General features: G+C 72.6%; 17 protein-coding genes. 8 read left to right on the top strand and 9 right to left on the bottom strand.

What is annotated here, in order from left to right; genetic code table 11:
- The first annotated feature begins 19 nt into the window (after positions 1-19).
- A complete protein-coding gene (locus ACIBO8_RS26840; protein WP_396118068.1) occupies positions 20-433 on the top strand; it encodes a spore-associated protein A in 414 nt (137 codons plus the stop codon).
- Here the strand turns inward: ACIBO8_RS26840 and ACIBO8_RS26835 are convergent.
- The gene (locus ACIBO8_RS26835) at positions 388-1,023 is read right to left on the bottom strand and encodes a hypothetical protein (RefSeq protein WP_396118067.1); all 636 of its coding nucleotides are present in this window, start codon (positions 1,021-1,023) and stop codon (positions 388-390) included. The genes ACIBO8_RS26840 and ACIBO8_RS26835 overlap by 46 nt on opposite strands.
- 170 nt (positions 1,024-1,193) lie before the next feature.
- On the opposite strand from ACIBO8_RS26835, the gene ACIBO8_RS26830 reads away from it, so the two are divergent.
- The 3 genes from ACIBO8_RS26830 (at position 1,194) to ACIBO8_RS26820 (ending at position 4,547) form a co-directional block, all read left to right on the top strand.
- Positions 1,194-2,099 (top strand): hypothetical protein, encoded by a 906-nt coding sequence (locus ACIBO8_RS26830; protein WP_396118066.1) that lies wholly within the window; start codon positions 1,194-1,196, stop codon positions 2,097-2,099.
- A 1-nt stretch (position 2,100) separates the two neighbouring features.
- Positions 2,101-3,279, top strand: a complete 1,179-nt coding sequence (locus tag ACIBO8_RS26825; protein ID WP_396118065.1) for a serine hydrolase domain-containing protein — start codon at positions 2,101-2,103, stop codon at positions 3,277-3,279.
- A 137-nt stretch (positions 3,280-3,416) separates the two neighbouring features.
- Positions 3,417-4,547: an alpha/beta fold hydrolase gene (locus tag ACIBO8_RS26820; RefSeq protein WP_396118064.1), complete on the top strand. Its 1,131-nt coding sequence runs from the start codon at positions 3,417-3,419 to the stop codon at positions 4,545-4,547.
- A gap of 75 nt (positions 4,548-4,622) precedes the next feature.
- Here ACIBO8_RS26820 and ACIBO8_RS26815 read toward each other — a convergent pair whose 3' ends face one another.
- Complete coding sequence (locus tag ACIBO8_RS26815; RefSeq protein ID WP_396118063.1) at positions 4,623-5,234, bottom strand: hypothetical protein; 612 nt, start codon at positions 5,232-5,234, stop codon at positions 4,623-4,625.
- A gap of 117 nt (positions 5,235-5,351) precedes the next feature.
- Here ACIBO8_RS26815 and ACIBO8_RS26810 point away from each other — a divergent pair, with 117 nt between their 5' ends.
- The 3 genes from ACIBO8_RS26810 to ACIBO8_RS26800 are packed head-to-tail and all read left to right on the top strand — an operon-like array spanning position 5,352 to position 10,500.
- Entirely contained in the window at positions 5,352-6,566 is a 1,215-nt protein-coding gene (locus tag ACIBO8_RS26810; RefSeq protein WP_396118062.1) for a toll/interleukin-1 receptor domain-containing protein, read from the top strand.
- Between the two features lie 41 nt (positions 6,567-6,607).
- Positions 6,608-7,450: a hypothetical protein gene (locus ACIBO8_RS26805; RefSeq protein WP_396118061.1), complete on the top strand. Its 843-nt coding sequence runs from the start codon at positions 6,608-6,610 to the stop codon at positions 7,448-7,450.
- The gene (locus ACIBO8_RS26800; protein ID WP_396118060.1) at positions 7,447-10,500 is read left to right on the top strand and encodes a TIR domain-containing protein; all 3,054 of its coding nucleotides are present in this window, start codon (positions 7,447-7,449) and stop codon (positions 10,498-10,500) included. Before ACIBO8_RS26805 ends, ACIBO8_RS26800 begins: the two co-directional genes overlap by 4 nt.
- On the opposite strand, the gene ACIBO8_RS26795 is transcribed toward ACIBO8_RS26800, so the two are convergent.
- From ACIBO8_RS26795 to ACIBO8_RS26770, 6 genes are all read right to left on the bottom strand, one after another.
- Positions 10,469-10,735: a hypothetical protein gene (locus ACIBO8_RS26795; protein WP_396118059.1), complete on the bottom strand. Its 267-nt coding sequence runs from the start codon at positions 10,733-10,735 to the stop codon at positions 10,469-10,471. The genes ACIBO8_RS26800 and ACIBO8_RS26795 overlap by 32 nt on opposite strands.
- Positions 10,736-10,792: 57 nt before the next feature.
- On the bottom strand, positions 10,793-11,485 hold the full coding sequence (locus ACIBO8_RS26790) for a hypothetical protein (protein WP_396118058.1): 693 nt from the start codon (positions 11,483-11,485) through the stop codon (positions 10,793-10,795).
- Between the two features lie 10 nt (positions 11,486-11,495).
- Positions 11,496-12,386 (bottom strand): DUF4231 domain-containing protein, encoded by an 891-nt coding sequence (locus ACIBO8_RS26785; RefSeq protein WP_396118057.1) that lies wholly within the window; start codon positions 12,384-12,386, stop codon positions 11,496-11,498.
- Positions 12,387-12,463: 77 nt separating this feature from the next.
- On the bottom strand, positions 12,464-13,336 hold the full coding sequence (locus ACIBO8_RS26780; protein WP_396118056.1) for a P1 family peptidase: 873 nt from the start codon (positions 13,334-13,336) through the stop codon (positions 12,464-12,466).
- Between the two features lie 13 nt (positions 13,337-13,349).
- Positions 13,350-14,153 (bottom strand): SAM-dependent methyltransferase, encoded by an 804-nt coding sequence (locus ACIBO8_RS26775; RefSeq protein ID WP_396118055.1) that lies wholly within the window; start codon positions 14,151-14,153, stop codon positions 13,350-13,352.
- 48 nt (positions 14,154-14,201) lie between these two features.
- Positions 14,202-14,870 (bottom strand): NADPH-dependent F420 reductase, encoded by a 669-nt coding sequence (locus tag ACIBO8_RS26770; protein WP_396118054.1) that lies wholly within the window; start codon positions 14,868-14,870, stop codon positions 14,202-14,204.
- A 101-nt stretch (positions 14,871-14,971) separates the two neighbouring features.
- Here ACIBO8_RS26770 and ACIBO8_RS26765 point away from each other — a divergent pair, with 101 nt between their 5' ends.
- Entirely contained in the window at positions 14,972-16,588 is a 1,617-nt protein-coding gene (locus tag ACIBO8_RS26765; RefSeq protein WP_396118053.1) for an amidohydrolase, read from the top strand.
- Here ACIBO8_RS26765 and ACIBO8_RS26760 read toward each other — a convergent pair.
- Positions 16,567-17,301, bottom strand: coding sequence for a hypothetical protein (locus tag ACIBO8_RS26760; protein WP_396118052.1), 735 nt, complete (start codon positions 17,299-17,301; stop codon positions 16,567-16,569). The two genes, ACIBO8_RS26765 and ACIBO8_RS26760, sit on opposite strands and share 22 nt — an antisense overlap.
- Positions 17,302-17,349: the final 48 nt, after the last annotated feature.

Here is a 17,349-nt window from a genome sequence, read left to right as displayed (position 1 = left end):
GAGCGGGAGGGGAGGAACCATGAAGCTCCGGCGCAAGCTGGCGGGCGGGGGCGCGGCTCTCGCGCTGACCGCCGCCGCGCTCGCGGTGACCGCGGCTCCGGCGCAGGCCGCCGCCTACAACGGCGCCTGCGGCAGCGGATACCGGGTGATCGACCACCTGAGCGTGGGCGGCACCGGTACGGGCACCGCGTACCTGACCTACAACAACGGCTGGAACTGCGTCGTGACCGTCTCCAACACCCCCGGGCAGCGGGACTGGATGGGGGCGCAGATCGAGCTGTCGAAGGGCGGCAACTGGGTCGAGGACGCGAACTACTACACCAAGTTCGCGGGACCTGTCTACGTCTACGCCCCCGACCAGTGCATCGACTGGGGAGGCACGGTCGGCTACAAGGGCGTCGTGTGGTTGGAGTGGGAGGACCACTGCGGCTGAGCGGTGCGCCGGCGGGCCTCGGTCACGTCGGCCATCAGCCGGTCCCAGGCCGGGTCGGGGCGGAACGGCCCCAGCGGCAGCCGGTCCCCGACCCGGGCCCAGGTGTACTCCCACCAGGCCGCAACCCGGACCGGCCACAGTCCGACCCGGACCGCCCCGGCCAGAAAGCACCGGTGCAGCAGCAGGGTGGCGGTGAGGATGTCGTCGTCCAGCTCGACGCCCTCCTCGTCGATCGCCCGGCCCAGGGCGCGCACGTCACGGTGCATCTCCGAGTACGCGATCAGCTCGGGGGTCGCCGGGATCCACTGCTCGGCGCCGGGCACCAGCATGTCGGCGGCGTACGCGGGCATGAAGGCGACGTCTTCGCTCATGACGATCAGCGGCAGCTCCTCGTGACCGCGCCGCACGCCCAGCTCGACGCCCGGGTCCCCGGTCGGCACGATGATCTGGGCGACGTTGAGCACGTCGCGGACCGCGAGGCGCACCGAGTCGCCGATAGCCGGCACGTCGACGGTCACCACACCGGCGTCCGCGGTCACCCGCGTGCCGGGGAGCTCCTCGAGCAGACCCAGGAGCGCTTCACTCTGCATGCGCCCGGTTATACCCGATCGGCGCCATTCCGCATTACCCATTCCTCTGCGTCATGGATCAGTCACACAACGCGACGTTCTCCGATATCGACAAATGCCGAGGCCTAGACTTCGAGTACTACGCACCCGCGCACTTGTCCCGCCGGGGTAATCGGACAAAGAATCGCTTCATGACGCTCGGCAAAGAGGATCTGCCTTTTCCGTACAACCAGGACTTCTCCGGCATCGTGACACGTGTCAAGGGAGTCCGGGAGGCGACCCGTGCCGCGCTGGTCAACTCGCCGAAGGTGGCGTCCTACCTGAAGGCGGGCGCCAACCTCGTCGAGCAGAACCTCGGCGCCTGGGACGGGCCGCCGGCCGCGGACGGCCGCAAGCAGTACTGGTCGGGCCTGCGGTTCCTCACCGAACGGGCGCTGTCGAAGGAGATGGAGAACCTCGAACCGCCCTTCCTGCGGCAGAAGGGCGACGGCCCCTATCGCGCCACCTGGGCCTCCCACGACGACTACCTCAACGACCTGCTGACGTTCCTTTTCCACGCCATGAATTACGACCCGCAGTACGACGCGGAGGTCGAGACCCGCGGCTGGCTGGACGACGAGGAGAGCTTCGTCGACGCCATCGACCGGGCGACCTTCCACGAACTGCAGGCGATCTGCCGGATGCCGCTGTTCCGGCTGCAACTGATCATGGTGGCCACCGCCGACCGCAACGACGGCATCCACGACGCGATCGCCAACAACTACGCCGGCGCCCTCGAGCCGTGGAAGAAGATCTACGAGTCCACGTTCGCCTCGCGCGGCTTCCAGCTGCGCCCCGGCGTGACCCTCGACCAGCTCGCGTACATGCTGGCCGCGGTCACCGAGGGCTTCGCGCTGCACCACCTGGGCGACCCCGCCGCCGGGATCGTGGGCGAGGAGATCGCCGACAACCTCGTCGGCATGGCGGTGCTCGGCATCCTCAACAGCTACCTCGAGCCGGTCGCTGAACCCACCGGCCGGACGCTGCGTGAACACTTCCGAGGCGTCTCGAACAGAGCGCGTCCCGCCGACCGCACCATCGACGACAGCGGGGAATGACATGACGAGCACGACGCAACCACCGGCCCTCGACGCGCCCCCACCGTCCTGGTGGGACCGCCAGAGCGACCTGATCATGCGCCGCCCGTTCAACGAGTTCACCTTCACCCACATGAACTGGCTCATGCCGACCGAGCGCGTCGCCCGCGGCCCGGCCACCCGGCCGCTGCCCGCGGCGCACCTGCCGCTGGACCTCACCTACCGCTTCGACGACGCCGACCATACCCTCACCGACCTGCACCGGCGCACCTTCACCACGGCGTTCGTGGTGCTGCACCACGGCGCGATCGTGCATGAGAGCTACCCCGGCGCCTTCGCCGGGCCGCGCACCCGCATGCAGCTGTTCTCCCTGTCCAAATCGGTCACCTCGATCCTCGTCGGCATCGCGCTCGCCGACGGCGCCATCGGCAACGTCAAGGACCAGATCACCGACTATCGGCCCGACTTCCGCGGCACCGCCTACGAGGGCGCCACCCTGGCCGACCTGCTCGACATGAGCAGCGGCGTCGGCGGCCTGGAGACCTGGGACGGCACCGACAGCTTCATCCGGCAGTTCGAGCGGGCGGTGCTCACCGGCGGCGACGTGGCCGCGATCATCCGCTCGACGCCGCGCACCGCCGCCATCGGCGAACGCTTCAACTACTCCACCTTCGACGCCCAGGTGCTCGGCTGGGTCCTCGAGGCCGCCACCGGCCGGTCGCTGGCGGCGTACGCATCCGAGACGCTGTGGAGCCGCATCGGCGCCGAACGCGATGCCTACTACGGAATGACCCGCTCCCACCCGCGTACGGCGGTCGGCGCCGGAGCCTTCAACGCGACCGCCCGCGACCTCGCCCGGGTCGGCCTGCTCATGGCGAACGACGGCGTCGTCGCCGGCCGCCAGGTCGTCCCCGCCGACTGGGTGCGCCGCAGCCGCGGCGCCGGCCTGCCGCACCTCGCCGTCGGCGCGCTCGGCCCCAGCGGCTACGAGCACTACGGGTACGCCAACCAGTGGTGGACCCTCGGCGAGAGCTGCTTCCACGCCTTCACCGGCCTCGGCGTCCACGGCCAGTACCTGTTCGTCGACCCGGTAGCCGACGTCGTGATCGTCAAGTGCAGCGCCTGGCCCACCGAGGACGACGAGGCCCGCGACCGCGAGACCATCACCGCGCTGCGCCGGATCGCCGACCACCTCGCCTGAGTTTCCCGGTCCCCCTCTTCCCCACCCCGGCACCACCCGGCTGTCCCCTGCCCGCGGTACCCCCGACGACTGCGTGCCGCGCCGGGCGGTTAATCACCATGCCCGCACCACCGCACGCCCGCGAGAGGAACACCCAGATGAGCTCTGTGCCCCGGCGGCGCTTCGCCGTCAGACTCGCCGCCGCGATCCACGCCACCGCCCTCGCCGTCCTCGGCGTCGTGACCGCGACCGGCAGCCCCGCGAACGCCCTGCTCGCCCCCGGGACCGTCCTCAGCGCCACCACCGCCACCCTGCCACCCGAACTCGCGCCGCTGGCCACCGGTAAGCGCATCCAGTACCTCACCACCACCATCTCCGGTGCGACCACCGTCGCCACGGGACTCGTCCTCACCCCGAGGAGCAACCGGACGTACCGGACGGTCGCCTGGAGCCACGGCACCACCGGGCTGGCCGACGAGTGCGCACCCTCGACCAACCAGGACGTGTTCTGGCCCGAGGCCCGCGCCGCGATCGCCGCGCTGCTCAAGAAGGGCTGGACGGTCACCGCCCCCGACTACCCCGGGCTGGGTACGCCGGAGTCGCACCCGTACCTGGTCGGCACCAGCGAGGGCCGCTCGATCATCGACAGCGTCAAGGCGGCCCGCAGCCTCGACAGCGCCCTGACCACCCAGTACGCGGTCGACGGGCACTCCCAGGGCGGCCAGGGCGCCCTCTTCGCCGGTCAGCTCGCCGCGTCGTACGACGGCCCGCTGGTGCTCAAGGGCGTGGCCGCCATCGCGCCGGTCTCCAATCTCGATCTCATCGCGCCCTACATCCCCGGCACTGCGGGCCAGGGCTACCTCGTCATGGCCCTGCACGGGATCAACGCCGTCGAGCCCACCTTCAACGCGAACGCCTACCTGGCCGCACCGGCGAAGCAGCGCAGTTCCACGCTGCAGACCGGCTGCCTCTACGAGATCCTCGACGCGTACGCCCCGCTCACCGCCGACCAGCTGGTCCCCGGCGGCGTGGTCGCCCCGGCCGTCCTGACCAGGCTCGCCCAGTACGGCAACCCGGCGACGACCGCCCCGGGCGCCCCGATCCTCATCGTCCAGGGCGACGCCGACGACGCCGTCCCGTACGACATCACGGCCGGCCCGCTGCTCGAAGAGCTCTCCCACTACGACCAGCCGGTCACGTTCGTGCCCCTGCCCGGGGCCACGCACGACGGCGCGGTGTTCGAGTCGGTGGACACCGTGGCCACCTGGATCGCCGACCACTTCTCCTAGACGTCCCGATCGCCCCCACGGGACCGGCAGCACCCCACGCGACCACCCCCGCGTGGGGTGCTGCCACGTCCGGGCTCAGAGCCAGCCGCGGTCGCGCGCGTACATCAGGGCACCGGTGCGGCCGGTGACGCCGAGCTTGCCGTACATCTCGGACAGCAGCCGGAACATCATCCGCTCGGAGTAACCCACCTCGTGCGCCAGCCGCGCCACGGTGCTGCCGCCGGCGAGCCGGCGCAGCCAGTCGATCTCGCGGTCCTGCAGGCCGGAGCCCCCACCCGCGCACTCGGTCAGCATCCCGCGTAGGACGTCGAGCGGCAGCAGGCTGTAGCCCTTCACCGCGGCGTCGACGACGTCCAGCACGGCGGCGGGGGTCGCCGCGCGGGGCAGCACGCCGGCGGCTCCAGCCGTCACCGCACGCAGGTGGGCGGCCGGTCCGGGGTCGTCCAGCAGCAGGACCAGCCGGATGCCCGGCCGCGACGCGGTCAGCTCGCGTGCCGTGGCCCAGTCCTCGTCCCGCACGACGGAGATCAGGACCAGATCCGTTCCTTCGGTACGCACCCAGCCGGCCACGTCCTCAGGCGCCGCCGCCTCGCGGCCGTGGGCACGCAGCAGCTCCACCAGCCCGTGGGCGAAGAGCGGCAGGGGATCCACCACCGCCACCCGCACCCGCTCGGGACCGCCGTTCACGGTTGCCATGGTCGCCCACGCCGTTCCATGATCCGGACAGGATACGGACGTGTCCGGAATCCGATCGGTCCCACTACGATCTGGCACGGATCGCGTGCATCCGGTAAGCAGAAGGGCATGCTTCCCCCCGTGCTGGAGCTGTACGTCGTCTGGCATCCCGAGGACGATCTCGGCGCCGACATCGCCCGGCAGCTCGTCGATCACTTCCACGGCACGGCGTACACCGGCCTGATCGGCGGGGCGGTCGAGGTGTACGTACGCTCAGCCGGCTGGCAGGACCCGGGGGACGCCCCCCGCCCGATCCCGTTCCCCGGCCGGCCCTGGGCCAACGGCCTCGAGCCGGCGCGGTTCGTGGCGGTGGTGCCGGTGCTCCGCAAGAAGATGCAACGGGCGGTGCAGTTCGGTGACACGCCCTGGCGCAGATATGTCGCGGGCCTGGTCGAGGCCTGCCACGCCGACCCGGAGCACGTGGACATCTTCCCGGTCGCCGTCGATCCGGGCGTCCGCGGCCGGCTCGACGAGCTGATGGGCGAGTTCCAGCGGGTGGACACCGTCAAGGAGGGCACCGGCGACGGGGAACGACGCTGCACCGACCTCGCCCAGATGCTCGCGCAGAAACTCGACGGCAGCACCGAGCGGATCCACGTCTTCATCAGCCACAGCCGGCAGAAGGCCGAGGACGACGACGAGGGACCCGGCCCGCTGACCGACGAGGTACGCAGCGTGCTCCGCACCACCCACCTCGGCGAGTTCTTCGACGCGGTCGCGCTGCAGCCCGGCCGGAACTGGAAGGAGGAGCTGCGCCGGCACGCGGCCGAGGGCGCCATGCTCGTCCTGCGCAGCGACCGGTACTCGTCACGGCCCTGGTGCCAGGAGGAGATGCGGACCGCCAAGTACGCCGGCCTGCCCATCGTCGTCCTCGACGACCTCCACCGCGGCGAGGAGCGCGGCTCGTACCTGCTCGACCACGTGCCCCGCGTGCCGGCGAGCCTGGGCGGGGACGACCGCCGCGTGGCGATCCGCCGGGCGCTGAGCATCCTGGTCGACGAGTGCCTCAAGCGGGCGTTGTGGCGGCGCCAGCAGGAGGCCGCCGCGGAGGACACGGACCTCGACGTCGCCTGGTGGGCCGCGCACGCCCCGGAACCGGTCACCCTGCTGCACTGGATGGCCGAGCACGCCGACCGCTGCGGCGGCAGGCCGCTGATCCTGCATCCGGATCCACCCCTGGGCGATCCCGAGCTCACGGTGCTGGAGCAGCTCGCCCGGGCGGCCGGGCTCGCGGACGGCATCGAGGTGCTCACGCCCCGCGGACTCGCCACCCGGGGCGGCTGACGATCCCGGGCGTACCGTTCCCCGACCGAAGGAGTGCCGCGGTGTCCGAACCTCTGCCGACCGAGCAACTGGGCTGCCGGAGACTGGTCGTCTCGATGTCGGACAGCCCGGACCTGCAGCGCCTGGGGCTCACCGACACCCACATCAACCTCGTGCTGGGCGAGGTCGCCCGGGCGGTGCTGATCGCCGGCGGCAGCCTGGCGTACGGCGGCGACCTGCGCATCGGGGGCTTCACCGAATACCTGATGAGCGAGGTGCAGCGCTACGGCCCGCTGGACTACCCGGCGCTGCTGATCGCGCTGGCCTGGCAGAACCATCGCGAGATGACGCTGTCCGACCTCGAGGAGAAGCGCCGGTACATCGAGGACTTCGCCGACGTCGTCTTTCTCGACCCGCACGGCAACGAGGTGGAACCGGAGGAGGGCCGCGGCGGCGGCCCCGCCGCCGTCGACGACCGGGACCGGGCACCGGCCCTCACCGCCATGCGGCGGTTCCTGGAGTCCAAGGCGGACGCGCGGCTGGCCATCGGAGGCAAGCGCGAAGGCTTCCAGGGCCGGATGCCGGGGCTGATGGAGGAGCTGCTCTTCGCGCTCGAGGGCGGCAAGCCCCTCTACCTCGCGGGCGGCTTCGGCGGGGCCACCATGGACGTCGCGCGCCTGCTGGGCGCCGGCGACACCGCCTGGTTCCCGCCGCTGCCGCCGCCGGCGGACGCGCGCTACGCGCAGGGGCTCACCCTGATCGCCGACGTAGCCCGGCGCCCCGGCTGGTCGCTGAGCGACAACGGCCTGGACCGGGAGCAGAACGACCGGCTGATCGCCACGCCGCGGCCGAGCGAGATCGCCGGCCTGGTGACCCTCGGCCTGCACCGGCGCCTGCACCGGTGACGCCCGACCTGCTCGTCGCCTTCATCTCGTACGCGCGCGCCGACGCCCGGGATTTCATGCGGCAGCTGCGCGAGAAGCTACGCCAGATCGCTCCGCACCTCGCGACCTGGGCCGACGAGGACCGGCGGCCCGGCGAGACCTTCGTGCACGCGATCGACCCCGTGCTGCGCGGCTGCGACGTCTTCATCTTCCTCATGACCCGGACGAGCGTCCGCCTCGACAACCTGAACTGGTGCGAGAAAGAGCTCGGGATCGCCCTCGAGCGGCGGATCCCCGTCGTCGTGCTGCGGCTGCACCGCGACGCCGAGCGGACCGTCCAGCTCAGCAACATCCCGGACCACGACTTCACCGACGAGGCCACGTACGACTGGGACGGGCTCGCCGCCGAGCTGCGCCGGATCGGCTCACCCGACCGGGTCCTGGCGGGGCTGACCGGGCTGCTGCGCTCGTACGAGCAGGCTCGCGCCGAGGCGGTGGGCACCGAGCGGGACCGGCTCGACGAAGCGGTTACCGACCTGCGGGAACGCATCGCGCAGGAGGAGCGTCGCCGGGATTCCGGAACGGCCGCACCGTCGCGTACCCGGCCCGAGAAAGCCGCTCCCCCGCCGTCCTCCGCCACGGCCGGTGCCGTGATCACCATCAACGAGATGCCGGTCTTCGTGCCCGTACGCTTCCAGGACCGGCGCGACGTCGTCGCCGAGGTCGAGGCGAAGCTGGGCAGCGGGCCGGTCCGGGTCATCGCCGTGACGGGTGCCGCCGGGTCGGGCAAGACGGCCCTGCTGGCCCGGATCCGCGACCGCCTGGCCGTCATCGGCCCCGCCGGCACCAAGGCCTTCGTCTACCTCGCCGCCCGGGGCAACCGCCGCATCACCGCCGGTCTGCTGCTGGAGAAGCTGTGCGGGGCGATCCCGGATCCGCAGCAGGCCGACGACGTGGAGGCGGCCCTGCAGGTCGGGGACAGCCGGCTGGTCAAGCTGGATCGCGTGGTGACGGCGCTGGGCGACCGGATGGTGGTGCTGGCCCTCGACGACGCGGAGGAACTGCTCGACGGCGACCGCCGGTTCCACGACCGCGAGCTCCGCGACCTCCTCATCGCGCTGGCCCGGCGCGACGGCCACGGCGTACGCGTCCTGGTCGCCGGCCACCACCGGCCCGTCGAGCTGCGGTACGCCCTGCGGGACCGCTGCTGGCCCGTGTTCCTCGACGGCGGGATACCGATGCCGTACGCGGGCTACCTGCTGCAGGGCCTCGACCCCGGCGTCCTGGGCCTCGCCGGCGCGTCCCGGGAGCAGCTGCGCCGCCTCCACGACCTGACCCAGGGACTGCCGCGCTCCCTGGAGCTGCTGGCCGGCTACCTGCGCGGCGACGCCCGGCTCTCGATCGACGAGCTCATCCGCGAGCTGGAGGCCCAGGAGCAGCGGCCCACGGCCCTGTTGGAGGGACTCGCCGCCCACCTCTCGCGTACCGAGCTGCGGGTGGTGCAGGCCCTCGCCGTGCTGGGGCGTCCCGTGCCGCCGGCGGCGGTGGACCACGTCCTCGGCCCGTTCGTGCAGGGCATCGACAGCGCGGGCACGCTCGAGGAGCTGAGCAAGTGGCGGCTGGTCCGCAGCTACGACGGCGGGTATTCGCTGCCCCCGGAACCGGACGCCGCGTTCTTCCGGTCGACGATCCCCGACCCGCACGAGCGCGGCGAACCCGGCGGCTTCACGGTCGACGCCCTCTGGCTCCGGGCGGCCGACTGGTTCGCCACCCGGCGCCGCGGCACGGTCCTGCGCCCGGGTGACCTGGAGCCCGAGCTCAGCGAGATCGAGCTGCGCATCCGCAGCGGGGACGCCGGCGAGGCCCTGTCCATCATGAACCGGATCGACGACAAGTACCTCACCCGGTGGGGGCAGAGCGACGTGCTGATCCGCTGGCGGGAGCACCTGCGCGGCACGCTGGGCGATCCGGCGCTCGAGGGGCCGAATCTGTCGTACCTGGCCGCCGCGCGGCAGCAGCAGGAGGACACCGAGGGCATCCTCGCCACGATCCGCCAGGCCATGCAGGCCGCCCGCGACATCGACGACGACCGCAATCACGTCCGGGTCAAGGTGCAGCTCGCCGAGGCCCACCTCAACCGCGGCGACGCCGCCACGGCCGCGTCCCTCTACACCGAGATCATCGACGAGGCGGCCGCCCTGAGGATGGCCACCCGCGCCATCACCTCCCGCGTGGACCTCGCGGTCTGCCTGTCGAAGGCCGGCCGGTTCCGCAAGGCCCTCGGGCAGCTCGGGCTCGCCGAGGAGGCGATCCGCCGGCGTACCGACTCCGGGCGCGACCGGCTCGAGGCGTTCCACCGGCTCAACAGCGGCTGGGTCCACGGGCAGCTCGGCCGGCCCGGGCGCGCGCTGGACCTGGTCCGGCGGGCCCTGGAGCTGGCCGAGGGCCTGGGTGACGACCTGCTGACCGGCCGGTGCCGCGACGGCGAGGCGGCGATCCTCATCCACCTGGACCGGTACGCGGAAGCGGCGGACAGCGCCCGCCAGGCCGCCCAGCTGGGCGTACGGCGCAACAACGCGGCGCTGTCCCGGCAGGCCAACGTGACGCTCGCGCTGAGCCTGCTGTACCTACGGGACGCCGACGGCGCTGCCACGGCCGCTGCGGCGGCGGCCCGGTACACCCACACGCCCCGCGCGCTGGGAGCGCTCGGCGTGCACGGCCTGATCGAATTCACCCGTGGCAATTTCGACGCCGCGCGCGCCGCCTTTCATGAGGCTCACACGTACGCCCGTATCCGCCTCGACCGCGACGACCGGGACTACCAGTCGCTCGACGCGGTCGCAATGGTGCTGTGCGGCCTTGCGCTCTGCGGGGACGAGGAGATGGCGGAACATTCCGTCGAGACGTTCCGGCGGGCGCGCCGGATAGCGACGAAACGCGGCATCGTCGAGCACAACCGGCGGCTGCTGGCACAGTTCTCGGAGCATGCCGACCGGCGGTTGCTGGAGCGCGTCCAGCGGGCGGCCGAGGGCGACCGGGCTAGAGAACCCGCAGCGCACGCAGCGGGATGAAGCTCTCCTCGGTGTCGCCGTCCCACAGCACGGCCGCCTCGGGCTCGAGCTGGTCGACGACGTCGATGATCTGACCCGCCGGGTGATACCGGCCGCGTTCGACGTCGTGGAAATTCGGCCACACCTTGTCGTTGCGGGTGAGCCTCAGCGCCTCGTTCGTGAAGAGACAGAGGGCGGCCCAATCCTCTTCGCGGCGCCAGCGGGAGGGATACACGTAATAGTCCTCGTCCGTCACGCCTCTCGACGCTAAGGGCCGCCCGCCGCGCCGGTCCATGAGAGACCGGCGGCATACCTACGCTCGAGTTCCGGCAGGACCCGGCACACCCGCCGTCAGCACCTCCGCGGCGTTCGACAGGCCCGCCAGCTTGCCGAAGCTGAGCACGTAGCCGACGAGCCGCTGCTGCAGGTCGGCCAGGTCGGCACGGCAGGCCGCGTCGTCCGGCCACTCCGACTCCGGGCGGTCCCGGTGGGCCTGCTCCCAGTCGTGCAGCGCCGGGTGCCAGCGGGACAGGAACGGCCGGAGCTCGAGGTTGAGCATGGCGATGGCCAGGTGCTCGACCGCCGGGTCGGAGCCGCCCTGCCGCGACGGCTGGGAATCCTTGAGCAGATCGCGGATCACGGCGAAGAGGCTGTAGAGGGAGGTGAGCGCCTCGCGGACGCGGCCGCTGCCGTCCGCCACGGGCTGGGTGGCGATGCGGGTGCTGGCCTCCACGAACAGCTTCCAGGCCACGTCCTGGCCGTCGCGGGTGACGGCGAAGCGCAGCCGGCTGAACTGCGGCACGCTGACGGTGATGTCCGTGAGGCGCACCGAACGGCGGTAGCCGAAGACCACCACGACGATCAGGAGCCCGGCGAGCGCACCGCAGACGGTGAACAGCCCCGGCCGGGGCAGGCGTACCGCCTGGTACGCCAGGAAGCCGGCCGCCGCGCCCAGCAGCAGGCCGAGCAGCGCCTTCGTCCACAACTCACGGATCCGCGACAGCATGACGTGATCATCACACACTCTCGCGGCGGGCCAGCCACAGCGTGTGTTCCCGCGAGATCGCCCGCTCGGACTCCTCGACGAAGTCCGCCCACTCGTCCTCGGTGGGCCCGGCGCCCAGCATCCGCTCCGCACGGGTACGGATGATCTGCAGTTCCCGGGCGGTCACGGCGTACGACTGGGCGAGGTTCTGGTGGTCCTTGGTCTGCAGCCAGGCGGCGGCACTGGCGGCCACGGCGCCGAGGATGCCCAGCACGTCGATGTCCAGCACGTCGAACGCCTTGAGCGCACCCGCGACCAGGCCGATCGACTGGGCGACGATCACCACGGCGAACCAGTGCCGGACCCGGGCCTCGTTGTACGCCGCCTTGCCGGCGTACCAGGCGATCTGGGAGTCGACCCGCTCGGTGAGGTAGACCTCGCGGCGGCGCTCCAGGGGCTCGCCGCGCAGCCGGCCCATCGCGGCGGTGATCTGCCCGGCGCCGGTACGGGTCACCACCGACCGCATCTCGCGCATGATGTCGACGAGCCGGGCCGCGAACAGGTCCTCGGCGTCCACCGAGGCGTCGTGACGGAAGGCACCGCCCGCGACGCTGTACTGCCAGGCGAGGGTCTTGACGGACTCGGCGACCGCGCGGCCCTCGTACCAGCGCTGCTGCGGTTTGGTGCTCAGGGCGTACGTGGCCGTGCCGATCGCCGCGGCGAAGGCGAGGGCGGCGACCAGCGCGCCGAGGTCGAGGTGCCGCCCGGCGACGGTGGCGCGTACGTCCACCGCACCGCCGACCGCGGCGACGCAGGCCAGGATCAGCCCGGCGAGCGTGAACCGCAGGAATCCCGACTGGCCCTGCGCGGAGGCGGCCTCCGCGTCGGCGAGCACCGGCGGGAATTGTTCCTCCGTCGTCACAGCGTCCCCCCAGCCGGCCCGCGCGGCACCGGGGATCGGTGCGGCACTGTCCGTGGTGGAATCGTAGCGACCGGCTGTCACCGACGCTCACGGGCCGGGCTCACCGCGGATCGGATCGCCTCCGCCACGGTGTCGGCGGCTACGGCACGAACGAGATCGACGTCCACGCCCTCGGTCACCTCCCCGGTGGCCAGCGCGACCACCGCGTCGCCGTCGAAGCGCGAATGCGCAGGATGCAGGGCCCGCGCGAAGCCGGTGTGGCCGCTCTGCGCCAGCAGGAAGCAGTCGGACTTGGACAGCCGCGCGTCGGTCAGGACCACCGCCACGGTGGTGTTGGCGATCCCGAACGGCGCCTCGGTGCCGGCCCCGGCGGCCGCACCCCCGACCATCGGCGAACCGTCCTCCGCCAGCACGTCGCCCCAGGCGTTGACCGCGACGACCGCGGCGACCTGCGCGGGGCCGGCGCTGCGCCGGGCCTGTCCCAGGCCGCCGGGGTCCTGCCGCCCGCGCCACTTTCCCGTCGACGCGCCGGCACCGGCACCGGCACGACCCGTGCCGAACGGCTCGCCGGACCACGCGGCCAGGGCGGCCGCCCGGCCGGCGGCGGCGTCCGGCGGCCCGGTCCGCACCGAGCCGTCGAAGATCGACATTCCGATCACGATCGGTACGGGGCCCGCCGGCGTGGGAAACCCGTCGCCGCGCTCGCGCAGGAGCCCCATCACCCCGTCGGCCGCGGCGAGCCCGAACGCCGAGCCGCCGGAGAGCACCACGGCGTCCACCCGATCCACCAGCCGCGTCGGCTCCAGCAGCGCGAACTCCCGCGTCGCCGGCGCGCCGCCGCGCACCTCCCCGGAGGCCACCGTGCCCGGCGGCGGGAGGATGACGGTCACGCCGGTGCCCGCGCCGGTCCAATTCCCGGCGTACGCCGACAGCAGCTGCGGTTGAGCCATGCCCCGATGATGCCTAAGGCTTGCGGGCGACGGCGCCGAACTCGTCGACCTCGCGCAGGTCCTCGTGGCTGGCGTCCGGGGCGGGACGCCAGCGCGAGCACGGCACCAGGCCGGGCTCCACGACCTCCAGCCCGGTCAGGTACGTGGCCAGCTCGCCGGGGCTGCGCAGGTGATAGGAGAGCGGCGCGTTGGCGTTCCACACCGCGATCGCCTCCTCGAAGGCGGGCCCGTCGATCACGTTGGTGCCGTCGGCGGTGACCAGGTAGCTGCCCGACGGCAGCCCGGCGAGCAGCCGCCGCACGATCGAGCCGGCCTCCTCCACGCTCGGGACGTGCCCGAGGATGTTCATGAGGATCAGGCCGACGGGCTGCGACAGGTCGAGGGTGCTGCGCCCGGCGAGCTCCAGGATGGTGCCCGGGTCCCGCAGGTCGGCGTCGATGTATTCGGTCACGCCCTGCGGTGTGCCGGTCAGCAGAGCCCGCGCGTACGCGAGGACCATCGGATCGTTGTCCACGTAGACGATCCTGGCCTCGGGTGCCGCCGCCTGGGCGACCTGGTGGGTGTTGTCCACGGTCGGCAGCCCCGTACCGATGTCGAGCAGCTGCCGGATCCCCTGCTCGGCCACCAGGAACGTCACCGCGCGGGTGAGGAAGGCCCGCGAGCTGCGTGCCACCGCCTCGATGTCCGGATAGAGGCCGGCGAACTGGTCGCCGACCTCCCGATCGGACTGGAAGTTGTCCTTGCCACCGAGCCAGTAGTTCCACACCCGGGCGGAATGCGGCACGGTCTCGTCGATCTGCGCTCGCTCACTGCTCACCGGACCACGGTAGCGACCCACGTGCATTGTGGTCGATGGGCAACAGCGTCAGCGCCGGGCGGCGGCGACCGCCTCCCGGACCGCCGCGGCCGGCGCCGGGGTGCCGGCCGGGTCCTCGAAGCTTCCGTACGGCGCACCGTAGGCAGGGGTGTCCGGCTGCAGGCGCCACCCCTCGGCCAGCGGTCCGGCGTCCACGGTGTCGTAGCCGATCGCGTCGAGGAACGCGGCCACGGCCTCCTTCGCCGCCGCGTCGTCACCCGCGACGGTGAGGGCCGTACGGTCGGCAGCCCCCGCCGGGCGCGCCAGCGAGGCCAGGTGCCGGAAGTAGATGTTGTTGAAGGCCTTGACGACCCGGGCGCCGCCGAGGTGCCGCTGCAGCAGCTCGCTGCTGGTGGCGGAGGCGTCGTCGAGCTCCGGGAACTGGCCGTCACGCTGCGGGTAGTAGTTGTTGGTGTCGATGACCACCTTGCCGGCCAGCGGCTCGGCGGACACATCGCCGTACGCCTTGAACGGCACCGTCACCACCACGATGTCGCCGGCCGCCGCGGCGTCGGCGGGCCGCCCGGCGCGCGCGTGCGGTCCGAGCTCGTCGGTGAGGGCCTTGAGGGTCTCGGGACCGCGGGAGTTGCTGAGCACCACGTCGTAACCGGCCGCGACGGCCAGCCGCGCGACGGTGCCGCCGATGTTCCCGCTACCGATGAAACCGATCGTCGTCATACCTGCCGCGAACCCGCGGGCGGTACGGCCCATTCCGGCCACCCGCCGGATGTCGCGTTCGCCACTCCCGGCGGCACCGCGGTCGTGCCATCCTCGTGGCCATGGACCTGCTGTTCACCGGCGGCCCACTGTTCGGCTCCGACGCCACCGCCCTGCTCGTCCGCGACGGCCGCATCCTGGCCACCGGGCACGACGACGTGCGGGATCTCGCCCGACCCGGCGCGGAGGTGATCGACCTGGCCGGGCGGCTGCTGCTGCCGGGCTTCCAGGACGCGCACGTCCACGCGGTGCTGGGCGGCGTCGAGCTCGGGCAGTGCGATCTCACCGGCACCACCGACACCCTTGAATACCTGCGGCGGATCGGCGCGTACGCGGCGGCTCACCCGGAGGCGGCGTGGATCGTCGGGGGCGGCTGGTCGATGGAGAGCTTCGCGGGCGGCGTACCCGGGAAGGACCTTCTGGATCGGGTCACCGGGGGCCGCCCGGCGTTCCTGACGAACCGCGACCACCACGGTGCCTGGGTCAACAGCCGGGCGCTGGAGCTGGCCGGCATCACCGCCGCGACCCCGGACCCGGCCGACGGGCGCATCGATCGCGGACCCGGCGGGGAACCGGCCGGCGGGCTGCAGGAGGGTGCCATGGCGCTGGTCGCCGCTGTGGTGCCGGCCGTCACCGCCGCCGACCGCCTGGCCGGGCTGCACCGCGCCCAGCGGCTGCTGCACTCGCTCGGGGTCACCGCCTGGCAGGACGCGATGCTGTGCGCGTCCAACGGCTATCCCGACGTGTCCGGCGCCTACCTCGCCGCCGCGACCAGCGGCACGCTGCTCTCCCGGGTCGCCGGGGCCCTGTGGTGGGACCGCGACCTGGGTGCGGGGCAGATTCCCACCCTCGTGGAGCGCCGGGAGAGATTCACGACGGGGCCGTTGCGGTGCCACACGGTGAAGCTGATGCTCGACGGGGTGGCGGAGAACTTCACGGCCGCCATGACGGCGCCGTACCGCGACGCGTGCGGGCGGCCGACCGGCAACAGCGGTCTGTCGTTCATCGATCCGCAGGCGCTGCGGGGACACGTCACCGCCCTCGACGCCCTCGGATTCCAGGTGCATTTCCATGCGCTCGGCGACCGGGCCGTGCGCGAGGCCCTCGATGCGGTGGCCGCCGCGCGGGCCGCGAACGGCACCCGCGACACGCGTCCCCACCTGGCGCATCTGCAGGTCGTGCACCCCGGCGACATCCCGCGCTTCGCGCAGCTGGACGCCACCGCCACCGTGCAGGCACTGTGGGCCGCCCACGAGCCGCAGATGGACGAGCTGACCATCCCGTTCCTCGACCCGGCCCTGGCCATGCGGCAGTACCCCTTCGGGGATCTGTGGCGCGCCGGTGCCCGCCTGGCCGCCGGCAGTGACTGGCCGGTGAGCAGCCCCGACCCGCTGCTCGGCGTGCACGTGGCGGTGAACCGGGTGCTCGCCGGCGAGGACCGGCCGCCTTTCCTGCCCGGGCAGGGGCTCGAGCTCGAGACGGCGCTGCGGGCGTACACGAGCGGGTCGGCGTACGTGAACCGCCTGGACGACACCGGCACCCTGTCGGCCGGGAACCGGGCGGATCTCGTCGTGCTGGACCGCGACCCGTTCGCCGGACCGCCGGAGGCGATCGGCGAGACCCGCGTGGCGCTCACCTATGTCGCGGGTGAGCGGGTCTACTCGTCGCGCGACGCGTGAGCACCGTGCCTCGGCTGGGATTCCTCCGTCGCGGTGTCCTCGTCCTCCGCCGCCTCGTCGGCGGCCTGCTCCGGCTCGCCCGGGGTCTCGGCGTCGGCCGCCACGACCGGGGCCGGCACGTCGGGAAGCTCCGCGGTCACCTGCGGCTGGTCCACCCACAGCGCCCGCAGCTGGTTCTGCATGAACGAGGTCAGCCGGGCGCGGTACTCGCGGTCGAACTGCTCGAGCGCCTCGATCTGCTGCTGGAGCGACTCCCGGCGGGCGCCGAGGCTGCCGACCACGTCGTCGTAGCGCTGCTGGGCGGCCATCCGCAGCTGGTCCGCGTTCGCCTGCGCGTCGGCCGTGATGCGACCGGCCTCGCCGCGGGCCTCCAGGACCACCTTCGCGGCGCTGCGCTGGGCCTCCTCGGCGCGCGCCTGGGCGTCGCGGGCGGTCTGCTCGGCCGCGGCCCGGGCGTCGAACAGCACCTGCTCGGCCTCGCGCCGCACGTTGTGCGCGTGCATCTGCGCCTCGCGCCCGATCTCCTCCGCGGCCGCGAGCGCCTCGGTGCGGATCTTGTCGGCCTGCTGCTGTGCCTTGGCGAGGTGATCCTCGGCGGTGCGCTGCGCCATGGTCAGCACCTGCAGCGCCTGGTTCGACGGGACGCCGGGGCCGGCCGGGGAGAGCAGCACGTGCTCCGAGGTCGCACTTTCCGGGGAAGTCCCGTTGAACATCACTCTCACACGATCCTTCATCCGATTGTCCGACACCGGAGACCTCCA

Source organism: Actinoplanes sp. NPDC049681 (assembly GCF_044465265.1).
In the GTDB taxonomy this organism is placed as follows: domain Bacteria; phylum Actinomycetota; class Actinomycetes; order Mycobacteriales; family Micromonosporaceae; genus Actinoplanes.
Note: the sequence above shows the minus strand (reverse complement) of the source record. Positions and strands in the feature narration are given on the sequence as shown.

What these genes read in the sequence shown, in the direction of transcription:
- ACIBO8_RS26840 (WP_396118068.1), top strand. Translation starts at nt 20, where the DNA reads ATGAAGCTCCGGCGCAAGCTGGCGGGCGGGGGCGCGGCTCTCGCGCTG.
- ACIBO8_RS26835 (WP_396118067.1), bottom strand. Translation starts at nt 1,023, where the DNA reads ATGCAGAGTGAAGCGCTCCTGGGTCTGCTCGAGGAGCTCCCCGGCACG.
- ACIBO8_RS26830 (WP_396118066.1), top strand. Translation starts at nt 1,194, where the DNA reads ATGACGCTCGGCAAAGAGGATCTGCCTTTTCCGTACAACCAGGACTTC.
- ACIBO8_RS26825 (WP_396118065.1), top strand. Translation starts at nt 2,101, where the DNA reads ATGACGAGCACGACGCAACCACCGGCCCTCGACGCGCCCCCACCGTCC.
- ACIBO8_RS26820 (WP_396118064.1), top strand. Translation starts at nt 3,417, where the DNA reads ATGAGCTCTGTGCCCCGGCGGCGCTTCGCCGTCAGACTCGCCGCCGCG.
- ACIBO8_RS26810 (WP_396118062.1), top strand. Translation starts at nt 5,352, where the DNA reads ATGCTTCCCCCCGTGCTGGAGCTGTACGTCGTCTGGCATCCCGAGGAC.
- ACIBO8_RS26790 (WP_396118058.1), bottom strand. Translation starts at nt 11,485, where the DNA reads ATGCTGTCGCGGATCCGTGAGTTGTGGACGAAGGCGCTGCTCGGCCTG.
- ACIBO8_RS26780 (WP_396118056.1), bottom strand. Translation starts at nt 13,336, where the DNA reads ATGGCTCAACCGCAGCTGCTGTCGGCGTACGCCGGGAATTGGACCGGC.
- ACIBO8_RS26770 (WP_396118054.1), bottom strand. Translation starts at nt 14,870, where the DNA reads ATGACGACGATCGGTTTCATCGGTAGCGGGAACATCGGCGGCACCGTC.
- ACIBO8_RS26765 (WP_396118053.1), top strand. Translation starts at nt 14,972, where the DNA reads ATGGACCTGCTGTTCACCGGCGGCCCACTGTTCGGCTCCGACGCCACC.
- ACIBO8_RS26760 (WP_396118052.1), bottom strand. Translation starts at nt 17,301, where the DNA reads ATGTTCAACGGGACTTCCCCGGAAAGTGCGACCTCGGAGCACGTGCTG.